This is a genomic window from Pseudescherichia sp., assembly GCF_031979925.1.
In the GTDB taxonomy this organism is placed as follows: domain Bacteria; phylum Pseudomonadota; class Gammaproteobacteria; order Enterobacterales; family Enterobacteriaceae; genus Pseudescherichia.
Genome location: NZ_DALZFB010000014.1, coordinates 55,757 through 68,125, shown reverse-complemented (window position 1 = coordinate 68,125; position 12,369 = coordinate 55,757). Strand labels below are relative to the sequence as shown.

The 12,369-nt window shown below is 57.5% G+C and carries 11 protein-coding genes; 2 read left to right on the top strand and 9 right to left on the bottom strand.

The window, feature by feature from the left end; translation table 11 throughout:
* Window positions 1-35 precede the first annotated feature (35 nt).
* Both RTM13_RS18455 and RTM13_RS18450 read left to right on the top strand, forming a co-directional pair.
* Window positions 36-1,313 carry an MFS transporter gene (locus tag RTM13_RS18455; protein WP_312213999.1) on the top strand — a complete coding sequence of 426 codons (1,278 nt, stop codon included), beginning with the start codon at window positions 36-38 and terminating at the stop codon, window positions 1,311-1,313.
* A 207-nt stretch (window positions 1,314-1,520) separates the two neighbouring features.
* Window positions 1,521-2,459: an Abi family protein gene (locus tag RTM13_RS18450; protein WP_312213997.1), complete on the top strand. Its 939-nt coding sequence runs from the start codon at window positions 1,521-1,523 to the stop codon at window positions 2,457-2,459.
* Between the two features lie 37 nt (window positions 2,460-2,496).
* On the opposite strand, the gene rhaM is transcribed toward RTM13_RS18450, so the two are convergent.
* The 9 genes from rhaM to rhaB form a co-directional block, all read right to left on the bottom strand.
* Entirely contained in the window at window positions 2,497-2,811 is a 315-nt protein-coding gene (gene rhaM / locus RTM13_RS18445; RefSeq protein WP_312213995.1) for an L-rhamnose mutarotase, read from the bottom strand.
* Window positions 2,808-3,956: a lactaldehyde reductase gene (gene fucO, locus RTM13_RS18440; RefSeq protein ID WP_312213993.1), complete on the bottom strand. Its 1,149-nt coding sequence runs from the start codon at window positions 3,954-3,956 to the stop codon at window positions 2,808-2,810. The genes rhaM and fucO overlap by 4 nt, the downstream gene beginning before the upstream one ends.
* Window positions 3,957-3,986: 30 nt before the next feature.
* Window positions 3,987-4,991 carry an ABC transporter permease gene (locus tag RTM13_RS18435; RefSeq protein WP_312213991.1) on the bottom strand — a complete coding sequence of 335 codons (1,005 nt, stop codon included), beginning with the start codon at window positions 4,989-4,991 and terminating at the stop codon, window positions 3,987-3,989.
* On the bottom strand, window positions 4,988-5,992 hold the full coding sequence (locus tag RTM13_RS18430; protein WP_312213989.1) for an ABC transporter permease: 1,005 nt from the start codon (window positions 5,990-5,992) through the stop codon (window positions 4,988-4,990). Before RTM13_RS18430 ends, RTM13_RS18435 begins: the two co-directional genes overlap by 4 nt.
* The gene (locus RTM13_RS18425; protein WP_312213987.1) at window positions 5,992-7,494 is read right to left on the bottom strand and encodes a sugar ABC transporter ATP-binding protein; all 1,503 of its coding nucleotides are present in this window, start codon (window positions 7,492-7,494) and stop codon (window positions 5,992-5,994) included. Before RTM13_RS18425 ends, RTM13_RS18430 begins: the two co-directional genes overlap by 1 nt.
* Before the next feature lie 101 nt (window positions 7,495-7,595).
* Window positions 7,596-8,582: a rhamnose ABC transporter substrate-binding protein gene (gene rhaS, locus RTM13_RS18420; RefSeq protein ID WP_312213985.1), complete on the bottom strand. Its 987-nt coding sequence runs from the start codon at window positions 8,580-8,582 to the stop codon at window positions 7,596-7,598.
* Between the two features lie 85 nt (window positions 8,583-8,667).
* On the bottom strand, window positions 8,668-9,498 hold the full coding sequence (gene rhaD, locus RTM13_RS18415; RefSeq protein WP_312213983.1) for a rhamnulose-1-phosphate aldolase: 831 nt from the start codon (window positions 9,496-9,498) through the stop codon (window positions 8,668-8,670).
* A 55-nt stretch (window positions 9,499-9,553) separates the two neighbouring features.
* Window positions 9,554-10,813: an L-rhamnose isomerase gene (gene rhaA / locus RTM13_RS18410; protein ID WP_312213981.1), complete on the bottom strand. Its 1,260-nt coding sequence runs from the start codon at window positions 10,811-10,813 to the stop codon at window positions 9,554-9,556.
* Window positions 10,810-12,279, bottom strand: a complete 1,470-nt coding sequence (gene rhaB / locus RTM13_RS18405) for a rhamnulokinase (protein ID WP_312213979.1) — start codon at window positions 12,277-12,279, stop codon at window positions 10,810-10,812. The genes rhaA and rhaB overlap by 4 nt, the downstream gene beginning before the upstream one ends.
* Between the last annotated feature and the right edge of the window lie 90 nt (window positions 12,280-12,369).

The window sequence follows — 12,369 nt, the reverse complement described above, 5'->3', positions numbered from 1 at the left end:
GCCGGGGAGCCGGCCCACAGCTGAGGATAATAATAATGAGCACAACTGCCTGTACCCACAAAGATAACCCTAACTTCTGGATCTTCGGACTGTTTTTCTTTTTCTACTTCTTCATTATGGCCACCTGCTTTCCGTTCCTGCCGATCTGGCTGTCGGATATCATCGGCCTGAATAAAACCCATACGGGGATCGTCTTCTCCTGCATCTCGCTCTCCGCCATCGCTTTTCAACCCGTGCTGGGCGTAATTTCAGACAAGCTGGGGCTGAAAAAACATATGCTATGGATCATCTCGGTGCTGCTGTTTCTGTTTGCGCCGTTTTTCCTCTATGTTTTCGCCCCCCTGTTGAAAACTAACATCTGGCTGGGGGCATTAAGCGGCGGTCTGTATATCGGCTTTGTTTTCTCGGCGGGATCGGGGGCCATCGAAGCCTATGTTGAGCGTGTAAGCCGCAACAGCTACTTCGAATACGGTAAGGCACGCATGTTTGGCTGCCTGGGCTGGGGGTTATGTGCCTCTACGGGCGGGATCCTGTTCGGTATCGATCCGTCATACGTGTTCTGGATGGGCTCGGCGGCGGCACTGCTGCTGATGCTGCTGCTGGTTATCGCCAAACCGAAGCCCAACCAGACGGCAGAGGTGATGAACGCGCTCGGTGCCAACCAGCCGCAAATCACGGCGAAGACGGTATTTAACCTGTTCCGCCAGCGCAAAATGTGGCTGTTTATTCTCTACGTGGTTGGCGTTGCCTGCGTCTATGATGTGTTCGACCAGCAGTTTGCCACCTTCTTCAAATCCTTCTTCGCCACGCCGCAGGAGGGCACCCGCGCCTTTGGTTTTGCCACCACGGCCGGGGAGATCTGCAACGCCATCATCATGTTCTGCTCGCCATGGATCATTAACCGCATCGGCGCGAAAAATACGCTGCTGATTGCCGGGCTGATTATGGCGACGCGCATTATTGGCTCGTCGTTCGCCACCACGGTGGTAGAGGTCGTAGCCTTGAAGATGCTGCATGCGCTGGAGGTGCCGTTCCTGCTGGTGGGAGCCTTCAAGTACATTACCGGCGTATTTGATACCCGGTTGTCTGCCACCATCTACCTGATTGGCTTCCAGTTTGCTAAGCAGTCGGCGGCGATATTCCTCTCTGCCTTTGCCGGGAATATGTATGACCGGATCGGCTTCCAGGATACCTACCTGATGCTGGGCTGCTTTGTCCTGGCGATTACGGTGGTGTCGGCGTTTACGCTCAGCGGCAGGCAGCAGGTGGCCGGTATTACCCCAGGCAGAGCACCTCTTTCAGCTCGACGCTAATCGGGCTGTTACCCAAAAACGACGAAACCCACCAGAGGTGGGTTTCATACATCGCTTTGCCTATGGTGTACGCAACCAGAACCTATTAAAGGGGAAGTAGACAGTACAGGCTGTTAATTGTGGATACTAAAGGGTGTATTTATCGCCGTCAACGTCTTCTGCACATATATGGTATGCTTCAGCACATCGCTAACGGAGCAAGCATAAATGCCGCAAGCTGCTAATTATTCACCAATTATATCGTTAATCTCATCGGTAAGGCTTGGACGTTATCGTACAACGTTTCGCAGTGCCAATGAATGCGAACTTTATGGTATTTATATATGGTCCCAGCATGCGGCGGCATCTATTTATCCGCTCTTGCAGAATCTGGAAATATCATTAAGAAATGCTATAGATAAAGAAGCCAGGGCACGATTTGGGGAGCGATGGTGGGAGAGAATACAAAGCACCAGAGACCGAGGTGACTGTCATTTTCACAAGAATATTGAGAAAGCCAAAGATTGTTTAACACGTGAATGGTGTAAAAAAGAGAAGCGGCGCAGGCGCGGTACTCGTGTGGAGCACCTGCAAGTTCCGGTGTGGACACACGATCAAATTATTGCAGCAACTGATTTTAGTACATGGCACTACGTATTAAATAATGAATATAGTTCTCCTTCCCCAAGTGAAAACCAACGCTTTTTATGGCCAAAATCGTTAAGTAAAGTCTTTAAAAATTATGGGAAAATCAATCCCAATCAGCAAAGGGTTAGAAAGAATTTAGCCGATCTTATTTTTGAACTGAGAGAGTACAGGAATCGAATTTCTCATCATGAGCCTCTATGGGTTAAATCACCTGACGTGAACAATGCAAGAGCCGCAATCGATACTATCAGAGAGAAGATAAATAAAATCGAACTTGTTATCGAGGCTCTTGATATCAATCTTCTGAATATAATGAGAAAAGTTGGATTATTTGACAATGCAAGACGGGTTTGTTCTCTTAATGAGTTAGCTATTTATCGTTATACAAAGCCGTTCTGTTCTATGACTCCCGAACAAATGCATGTTATAGAAACGCATTGTTGGCAGGCGAAACAAAAAAATGAAACCATAATTTGGAGGAATAATAATACAGTGTATGGGTTACGAACTATACGCTAAAGCCAGGCGACATAGGATAATGTCACCCGGCAACCTATCACTCCAGATAGAACACCTCTTTCAGCTCGGCGCTGACCGGGCTGTTATCGGCATTGGCAGGCATCACGTCGCGCATATGCTTCCACCAGCGCTGGCAGACGTCGGTATTAGCGACCGCACTCCAGCGCTCCTCAGACTCGATCTCCACGGTGGCAAACAGCAGGTTACGCGCCTTATCGAGGTAGATAGCGTAGTGATGTGCGCCGTGGTCCTTCAGGACCGCCTCAAGCTCGGGCCAGATGGGAGTATGGCGGCGCTCGTACTCCTCGTGGGCGTTAGCGTTAACCTGCATCACAAAGGCCTTACGGATCATAACGCCTCCAGATAGAGTTCACGCACCTCGTCACGGCTGGCGGTACGCGGGTTGCAGGGGGCACACGGATCGGCCAGAGCTTTATCCAGCCAGCCTTCAATGTCCTCTTTCGTCACGCCAAGCTGGCTGAAGCCGGAGGGGATCCCGACGCGGGCGCTGAGGTCACGAATCGCCTGGATGGCCGTCATGCTTGCCGCCTCGTCGCTCATGCCGCGTGTATCGACCCCCATCGCCTGGGCGATGCGGGCAAAGCGCGCCACCGCATGTGGGCGGTTAAAGTTTTCAATAATCGGCAGCAGGATCGCGTTGCAGACGCCATGGGGCAGGTTATGCGTCGCTCCCGGCTGATGCGCCAGGGCGTGCACCAGGCCCAGCCCGGCGCTGTTAAACGCCATCCCCGCCAGATACTGACCGAAGGCCATCTGCTCGCGGGCTTCGATATTTTTTCCGTCATCGACCGCCTTCGGCAGCCAGAGGTTGATCAGGCGAATCGCCTCCAGCGCGTTGGCGTCCGTTAACGGATGCGCACCGACGGAGACAAACGCCTCTATCGCATGGGTCAGGGCATCCATGCCGGTGGCAGCGGTGACCGATGCCGGGATCGCCAGCATCACGCTGGCATCGTCCACGGCGATATCCGGAATGATGTTGGAGTCGATAATGACCTCTTTCACCTGACGCGCTGAGTCGATGATCACCGCGTTGCTGGTCATCTCTGCCGCCGTACCGGCGGTGGTATTGATGGCTACCAGCGGCACGCCGGCATTAACCACTTTACCGACGCCGGAGTAGGCGGTTGAGGGACCGGGGTTGGCGGTGAGGATCTTTACTGCTTTCGCGGTATCGATCGGACTGCCGCCGCCGAAGGCGATGATGTAGTCACACTGCGCCGCGCGATAGGCCGCGTAGCCCTCCTGCACCAGCGCCTCGGTGGGATTGGGGAAGACGCTATCAAATAGATGGTATGGCATCCGGTGCGTATCCAGGGCGGAAAACAGGCTGTCGAGCAGGCCCAGCTTAACCAGCTGACCGTCGGTGACAATCAGCGCCTTGCCCCACTGCTTGTTTGCTACCAGATTAACCATATCGCCAATTGCGCCTGCGCCATGCAGGCTGATTTTAGGCAGTGCCAACATAAAGCTCATGATAGATCTCCGTTAATTACTGTGATTTTTTTAAATTCGTCTTCGCTGCAAAATCCGGCGGGTGATGATCGGCAGGGAGATGACCACAATCAGCATCGCGCCGATGATGATCGACATGACGATGCCCGGCACGTTGAGCAGGCTCAGGCCAAAGGTCACCAGTCCCATCAGGAAGGCGGCGATAATCACGCCCACCATGCTACCGGAGCCACCGAGAATGTTGACCCCACCCAGCACCGCCATGGTGACCACTGCCAGCTCCCAGCCAGTGGCGATGGTGGGGCGGGTGCTGCCGAGGCGCGAGGTGAGCAGCACCGAGGCCAGCCCGGCCATCAGCCCTACCAGGGCAAAAAGCAGCAGATTGTGGCGTTTGACGTTGATACCGGAGTACCACGCCCCGGTCGGGTTATTGCCGATGGCGTAGGTGCGGCGGCCAAAGTTGGTGCGGTGCAGCACGAACGCGAAGATGCCCGCCAGTACGATAAAGAGCGCAAACTCAAATGACAGCGCCCCCCAGACGTAGCCCTGGCCGAACAAGGCAAAACTTTCGGGATAGTCGTTCAGCGCCTTATCACCGAGCAGAATGTAGGTGATACCGCGATAGAGGCTCATGGTGCCGATGGTGATGACGATGGAGGAGAGGTTAAACCGCGTCACCAGCAGACCATTGAACAGCCCGCACAGCAGGCCCACGCCTAACCCCACGATCACCAGCAGCGGCGTATCCACCCCCGCCTGGGCGCAAAAACCCATGATGGTAGAGCTGAGGGCAATGGTAGAGGCCACCGACAGGTCAATCTCCCGGGCGATGATCAGCATCGCCATCGGCAGCACGATGATCGCCTTCTCGGTAAAGTTAAAGGTGGCGTCGGAGAGGTTCCAGATATCAAGGAAGTAGGGCGACGCGAAGGCGTTAATTAAAAACACCAGCAGCGTGACGGCGAGTAAAAAACCTTCCCAGCACAGGAGCCGCTTCAAAAACGGCTGGCTCTCAGGCAGGCTCTTCACTGTATCAGTGGTTAACATTTTGCTCATGGTTTCACCGCCTGTTTTTGTCGGGCCAGCGCCGCATCGCGCAGGATCAGTCGTCCTTTGCGTTTATTGCCGCGCTCGTTAAGCAGAACCGCTATGACGATCACCGTGCCAGAGATGGCCATCTGCCAGAAGGGTGAGATACCGATCACCGGCAGCGCGTTATTGATCACGCCGAGGAACAGCGCCCCAAATAAACAGCCCAGCACGCGTCCCGTACCGCCCATGGTGCTGACCCCGCCGATCACGCAAGCAGCCACCACCTGTAGCTCAAAGCCGTTGGCGACGTCGACATAGGCCACGGCGAAGCGGGAGATCCACAGGTAGCCGCAGAAACCGGCCAGCGCCCCCGAGAGGCAGAAGCTGACGAACTGCATTTTTCCAGCGTTGATGCCGGTGTAGTATGCTGCCGTGGCGTTGCCACCGGCGGTATAGAGCGCCCGCCCGGTGCGGCTGTAGCGCAGGAAGTAGCCCACCACCAGCAGCGCGGCGATGGCGCACCAGCTCAGCAGCGGCAGCCCCAGCACGCTGGTGCGCGGCAGGGCAAGGAAGTCGCCGCTCATCTGGTGGGAGTTGATCCAGCCTCCATCGGAGAGCAGAAAGATAATCCCGCGATAGATGCTCATGGTGCCGAGGGTGACCACAATCGCCGGGATCCCCATCTTCCACACCAGCAGGCCATTGATCATGCCCATCACCAGTCCAAGGCCGGTCGCCAGGATCAGCAGCGCCCAGACCGGAATGTCAGGGTGGTGGAAGTTGAGCAGGGCGACGATCATCCCGGTCAGCGCCAGGTTGGCGGCCATCGACAGGTCGATGCCCTTGGTCAGCAGCACCATCATCTGGCCGAGGGCGAGAATAATCAGGATCGCGGTATCGTTAAAAATCTCCGCCAGGTTGCCGGGCGCGATAAACGACGGCACACGGCTGCCGATAGCCAGCACCATCAGGACGATCACCGCGGCCAGCAGCGCCTCGCGGTTTTTAAGCAGTTGTTGCCACATTATGCAGCCTCCTGTTTCGCACCGCTGGCGGCGCTGACGATGGTCTCTGCTGTGGCTTCGCCCGCTGCGTATTCGGCGACCATCCGCCCCTCATGCATCACCACAATCCGGTCGGCCATGCCCATCACCTCCGGCAACTCCGAAGAGACCATGATCACCGCCAGCCCCTGGCCCACCAGCTCGGACATAAACTGGTGTACGGCGGCCTTCGAACCGATATCGATACCTTTGGTCGGCTCATCAAGGATGATGACGTCAGGGTGCGTGGCGAGCCATTTGCCGATCACCACCTTCTGCTGATTGCCGCCGGAGAGCGTTTCCACCGGCTGTTTCCAGCTGAACGCTTTAACCTGGAGCCGTTTGGCGTACTCGTCGGCGAGCTGCCACTCACGGTCGTCGTGCAGTACGCCGTTCGGGTTTAGCTTGCTGAGCTGCGGCAGGCTGATGTTCTGGGCGATAGGCAGAGCAATGATCGCCCCCTGCTTCTGCCGCTCTTCCGGCACGCAGACGATACCGGCCCGGATGGCGTCCGCAGGCTGGTGGAACTGCACCGCTTTACCGTTAAGCACGATCTCGCCGGAAGAGGGACGCGATACGCCGGAGAGCGCCTGCATTAGCTCGGTGCGGCCTGCGCCGACCAGTCCGTAAAAGCCGAGGATCTCACCCTTGCGCAGGGTAAAGCTGATGTGGGCAAACTCGGTGGGATGGCAGAGATCCTTCACCTCCAGCACCGTTTCGCCAGGATCGCAGGCGATCTTGGGATAGGTCTGGATAATGGCCCGGCCTACCATCATCGCCACCATTCGCTCTTCGCTGATCTCGCTCATCGCCCCGGAGCCGACGTATACCCCGTCGCGTAGGATGGTGTAGTGATCCGCCAGCTCAAAAATCTCGTCGAACTTGTGGGAGATAAACAGAATCGCTTTGCCCTCCTGCTTCAGGCGCTCAACGATCTGGTAGAACTCCAGAATTTCGTGCTGGGAGAGCGCGGCGGTGGGTTCGTCGAGGATCACCACCTGCGCGTCAAAGGAGAGGGCGCGGGCAATAGCGACCATGTGGCGCTGGGCAATGCTCAGGGTTTTCAGGGTCGCGTGGGGATCGATCTGTACTTCGAGGCGGGCGAGGATCTCCCGTGCCTTCTGGTGCATGGCGGGCCAGTCGAGCTTTTTCAAAAAGCCCGTATAGAGATACTGGCCGACAAAAATGTTCTCCGTCACCGACAGCTCATCAAACAGCACGGTCTCCTGGTGGATCGCCGTGATACCGACCCGATGGGCGGATTCCGGCGTCGGAAGCTGAATGGGGATCGCCTTATAGAGGATTTCGCCCTCTTCAGGCTGATAGATGCCGGTCATCACTTTGACCAGCGTGGATTTGCCTGCCCCGTTTTCACCAATCAGCGCGGTGACTTTGCCAGGCCAGAGGTCAAGCTGTACGTTTTCAAGGGCGCGCACGCCGGGGAACACCTTGGTGATCCCCTTGAGCTGAAGCAGTGGTGTCATGATAAGTCTCCGTATCGACGGGGGATCGTAGGCCGGATAAGCGCAGCGCCATCCGGCAGAACGGCGGTTGATGCTGGCGCTTATCCGTCCTACAAATCACATCAGAAAATCTTGGAAAACTTATCAATGTTGCTGGCATCGTAGACGAACGGCTCAGCCATCGCGCCGCTGCCGTCAGCGTCCAGCTTCACCTTGCCGAGCTTGCCCATATTGGCTTCGGTTTTGGTTGCGGTGCCTTTCACCAGATCGTCAGCCAGGTAGGTGGCTGCGTAACCCAGATCGATCGGGTTCCAGATAGCAAAGCTCTTGGTTGCGCCGGACTTCACCGCGCCCGCCATCTCAGACGGCAGGCCTAAGCCGGTGACGTACACCTTGCCAATCTTGCCCTGATCCTTCACCGCCTGGGCGGCGGCCACGATGCCTACTGAGGAGGGAGAGACAATTACCTTCAGGTCCGGGTAGGTTTTCAGCAGGCCGACCGCTTCGCGATAGCTCTTATCGGAGAGGTCATCGCCGTAGGCCACCGTCACCAGGTTGATAGAGGGGTACTTCGGCAGCACCTTTTTCATCTCTTCAATCCAGATGTTCTGATTGGTTGAGGTTGGCGTAGCGCTGAGGATCGCCACGTCGCCTTTCTCCACGTTCAGCGCTTTCAACGCCTCGGCAGCAAGCTTAACGTTGGTTTCACCAATCAAGGCGTTGTTGGACGGGTTGAGATGGATCTGGCGGCCCGCTTTTGCCACGCCGGAGTCCCACGAGACGACTTTGATCCCGCGCTGCATCGCTTTTTTCAGCACCGGCACGACGGCGTCAGGATCGTTCGCCGAGATGGCGATCGCATCCACGCCCTGAGCGATCAAACCGTTAAGCACTTCGATCTGTGCCTCTGCCGTGGTGGTGGTCGGGCCGGTATAAATGACTTTAACATCCCCTAACTCTTTGGCCGCCTCCTGGGCACCGACGTTCGCTGCCTCAAAAAAACCATTGCCGAGGGATTTGGCAACCAGGGCAATTTTAACTTCTGCTAAAGCGGAACCGGACAACGCCAGGGCGGCAACGGTGAGGATCAAGCTTGTCTTTATATTCATTGCTTTTACTCCACTGATATTGAGTTAGTTTGTAGGGCTTGCAGGTGTGGCTTCGCCCCGTCTCATTGAGCGGGGCGCGATGTTCTTATTTATAAAGCTGTAAAGCGCTGGCCATCGGGGTGACGCCAAAGCGTTTGCCAAGGGCAATGAGCTCCTCCTGAGTGATGGTCTGCTTCATGCCGCCCATCGAGTAGACCTTCACCAGTACTTCGGCAGACTTCTCAGCGGTATCGATCAGACCAAAGGCTTCATCCAGCGTCGGACCGCTGCCGAAGACGCCGTGGAACGGCCACAGCACCAGCGAGTGCCGCGACATCTGTCCGGCGGTGGCCTGACCGATCTCATCAGTACCCGGGACCATCCATGGCAGAATGCCAACGCCGTCAGGAAACACAACCAGGCATTCGGTACTGCCTTCCCACAGTTTGCGGGTGATCACATCCGTATCGTTTTCCAACACATAGGTGAGGGCGATCAGGTTGGTGGCGTGGCAGTGCATAATCACACGGTCTTTACCGTCGGTGGCCTTGATGCGCTCGCAGTGGGAGAGAAAGTGTGCCGGCAGCTCGGAAGTGGGAACCGCTTCGTCGGTCAGCCCCCAGAGAATGTGGTAGCCCGCGCCGTCGCTGTCGACCTTAACGATCCCTAAGTTAGCGACCGGATCGAGCTGCACGTTACGGAAAAACTTGCCGGAGCCGGTAACGATAAACGGCGTATTGGCCAGCAGCGGCATCGGCTGGCTCAGGGCGATATAGCGCGGGCTGGCGTGGAACTCGGCCTCAAACGGGGCAATATCCGCGTCGTCCAGGCGCAGGGTCAGGTTGCCGCCGTTGCGCTCGTCCCAGCCCTTCAGCCAGGCGTCAGAGGTGGCTTTGATCATCCCCTGAACGAACCATGAATCTTGTATGTTCTGCATAGTCTGTGTGTTCCTTAAAAATGCCGGGTGGCGCTGCGCTTACCCGGCCTACTGTTTATTTACGGTTACTTAAAATCTCTTTCTCATACGCCCGTACGCTGTCCAGCCACTGGCTCCCCGCCGGGGTATCGTGGCGTTGGCAGTACATCTCCCATACCGCCTGCCACGGCAGCGATTTTTGCTCCTCCAGCAGCGCCAGGCGGGCGGTGTAATCGCCCTCGGCCTCCAGCGTGCGCAGCTGGCCGGTCGGCTCCAGCAGGGCGCGCAGCAGGGCCTTTTTCATGTTGCGGGTGCCGATCACCCATGCGGCAATGCGGTTGATGGAAGCATCAAAGAAGTCGAGCCCGATGTGCACCCGGTCAAAGAGATCGTGGCGGATGATTTCGCTGGCGATGGCCTGGGTTTCGTCATCCAGCAGCACGACATGATCGCTGTCCCAGCGCACCGGGCGGCTAACGTGCAGCAGCAGGCGCGGAATATAGAGCATGGCGGCGGAAATTTTGTCGGAGATGACCTCCGTCGGGTGGAAGTGCCCCGCATCCAGGCAGAGCGCAGTCTGGCGGCTGGTGGCATAGCCCATATAAAACTCGTTCGAGCCGACGGTGTAGCTCTCCGCACCGATGCCGAACAGCTTGCTCTCTACGGCATCGATGTGATGGTCAAGGCTCAGCTTTTCGCTCAGGGCCTCATCCAGCGCGGCGAGCAGACGCTGACGCGGGGCGAGGCGGTCAACGGTGACGTCCTTCATGCCATCCGGGACCCAGATGTTCATCACCGACGGCGTGCCCAATTGCTCACCAAAGTACGCCGAGACGCGACGGCAGGCTTTAACGTGGTCGATCCAGAACTGGCGGATCTCATCGTTGGCGTGGGAGAGGGTAAACCCATCGGCGCTCAGCGGGTGCGAGAAGCAGGAGGGGTTAAAGTCCAGGCCCAGCTTCTGCGCTTTTGCCCACTCCACCCAGTTTTTAAAGTGCTCGGGCCTGATGGCGTTACGCTCTACCGGCGTCTCCGACTCCAGGTAGATGGCATGCAGATTCAGGCGCTTTGGCCCTGGGATCAGGCTCAGGGCCTGCTCAAGATCGGCCCGCAACTCCTGCGCGCTGCGCGCTTTGCCGGGATAGTTGCCGGTGGCCTGAATCCCGCCGGTCAGGCCGCCCTGCGGGTTCTCAAACCCGGCAACGTCATCGCCCTGCCAGCAGTGCATGGAAACCGGCAGCCGATCGAGCTGGCGCAGCGCCTCCTCAACGTCAACGCCTACCGCGGCAAACCGCTGCTTAGCCAGTTCCCAGGCTTGTTCAATTGGAGTGGTCATGCGCAAAGCTCCTTTCTCTGTTGTTTGGCTTGAAACTGCGCAGCGTGGCGGGCAATTTCACTGTCAGGTTGTGGATTAAAGGTGGTCAGGTCGTAATTGGCCGTTACAACCTGGCGGAAAGCCTCGATGTTGTTCAGCTCGCCCAGGGTCATCAGCTGAATACCGATATTGCCCAGCGTCGAGGCTTCGACGGGGCCAGCAACCACGGTGACGCCGCAGGCGTCGGCACAGAGCTGGTTAAGGAGGCGGTTCTGGCAGCCGCCACCAACGATATGCAGCTGGCTGAACGGCTTGCCGCGCAGCGCTGCAAGCTCGCCCAGCACGTCGGCGTAGAGCAGGGCAAGGCTGTCGAAGATGCAGCGCGCCAGTCCGGCGGGACCGTCTGGCTCCGGCTGGCCGGATTCACGGCAGGCGGCCCGGATCTCAGCGCTCATGTTTTCCGGGTTGATAAAGCGCTCATCATTGGGATTGATCAGCATCCGGCACGGCGTAAGCTGTTCGGTATCGGCAATCAGGGCGGGCAGGTCGGTCACGTTCTGCTCTTTCAACACGCGCTGCAGCAGCCACAGGCCCATGATGTTTTTCAGCACCCGGTAGCGCCCTTCGGCACCGCCCTCGTTGGTAATATTGGCCGCCAGCGCCGCCTCGTTGGTATAGGGGGTTTTGCTCTCGAAGCCCATCAGGGACCAGGTGCCGGAGGAGAGATAGGCGCTGTCCGCGTCGCCCAGCGGCGAGGCGATCACCGCGCTGGCGGTATCATGGCTGGCGACAGCCACGACGGGGATCTCGTCTCCTTGCGGGCTTCGCCAGTGGCCAATCACGTTACCCGGCTGGGTCGGTGTGCCAAACCACGCTTTGTCAGCGCCGGTCCAGGCCAGCAGGACGTCATCCCAGTCATTGCTATTGATGTTGACCAACTGGGTGGTGGTGGCGTTGGTATACTCCCAGTTCATCTTGCCCGTCAGGCGGAAGCTGAAGTAGTCCGGGATCAGCAGGGCATGAGCCACCTGCGCCGCCTGCGCTGGCTGTTGATCAACGAAAGCGTGCAGCTGGTACAGAGTGTTGAACGGCAGAAACTGGATGCCGCTGCGTTGGTAGATTGTCTCTCTGCCGAGCTGCGCCTGGGCGCGGGCCATCACGCCATGGGTGTGACCGTCGCGGTATGACACCGGCAGACCGACGCGATGACCCTGTTTATCAATCAGCACATAGTCCACGCCCCAGGTATCGATGCCAATGCTGTCTATTTGGCTGCCCTGTTCGCTGATCTTGTTGAGCCCAAGGCGAATCTCATCTTCCAGGCTATCGATATCCCAGGTAGCAAAGCCGTCCACGTTTTGCAGGCAGTTGACGAAGCGGTGAATTTCACGCAGCGCCAGGGTACGCTGTGCGCTGTCATAATGCGCCAGCATTACGCGTCCACTGGATGCGCCGAGATCGACCGCGACACAATGGCGAAAGGTCATAGTGGAGTCCTTCTGAGAGTCATTGCAGACAGTCTAAGGATCCCTTCAGCGGCGCACCTTCTTGCTATGGACAGGCGAAATCAGGCGCTG

Coding starts and splice junctions, on each gene's coding strand:
- RTM13_RS18455 (WP_312213999.1), top strand. CDS start 36: ATGAGCACAACTGCCTGTACCCACAAAGATAACCCTAACTTCTGGATC.
- RTM13_RS18450 (WP_312213997.1), top strand. CDS start 1,521: ATGCCGCAAGCTGCTAATTATTCACCAATTATATCGTTAATCTCATCG.
- rhaM (WP_312213995.1), bottom strand. CDS start 2,811: ATGATCCGTAAGGCCTTTGTGATGCAGGTTAACGCTAACGCCCACGAG.
- fucO (WP_312213993.1), bottom strand. CDS start 3,956: ATGAGCTTTATGTTGGCACTGCCTAAAATCAGCCTGCATGGCGCAGGC.
- RTM13_RS18435 (WP_312213991.1), bottom strand. CDS start 4,991: ATGAGCAAAATGTTAACCACTGATACAGTGAAGAGCCTGCCTGAGAGC.
- RTM13_RS18430 (WP_312213989.1), bottom strand. CDS start 5,992: ATGTGGCAACAACTGCTTAAAAACCGCGAGGCGCTGCTGGCCGCGGTG.
- RTM13_RS18425 (WP_312213987.1), bottom strand. CDS start 7,494: ATGACACCACTGCTTCAGCTCAAGGGGATCACCAAGGTGTTCCCCGGC.
- rhaS (WP_312213985.1), bottom strand. CDS start 8,582: ATGAATATAAAGACAAGCTTGATCCTCACCGTTGCCGCCCTGGCGTTG.
- rhaD (WP_312213983.1), bottom strand. CDS start 9,498: ATGCAGAACATACAAGATTCATGGTTCGTTCAGGGGATGATCAAAGCC.
- rhaA (WP_312213981.1), bottom strand. CDS start 10,813: ATGACCACTCCAATTGAACAAGCCTGGGAACTGGCTAAGCAGCGGTTT.
- rhaB (WP_312213979.1), bottom strand. CDS start 12,279: ATGACCTTTCGCCATTGTGTCGCGGTCGATCTCGGCGCATCCAGTGGA.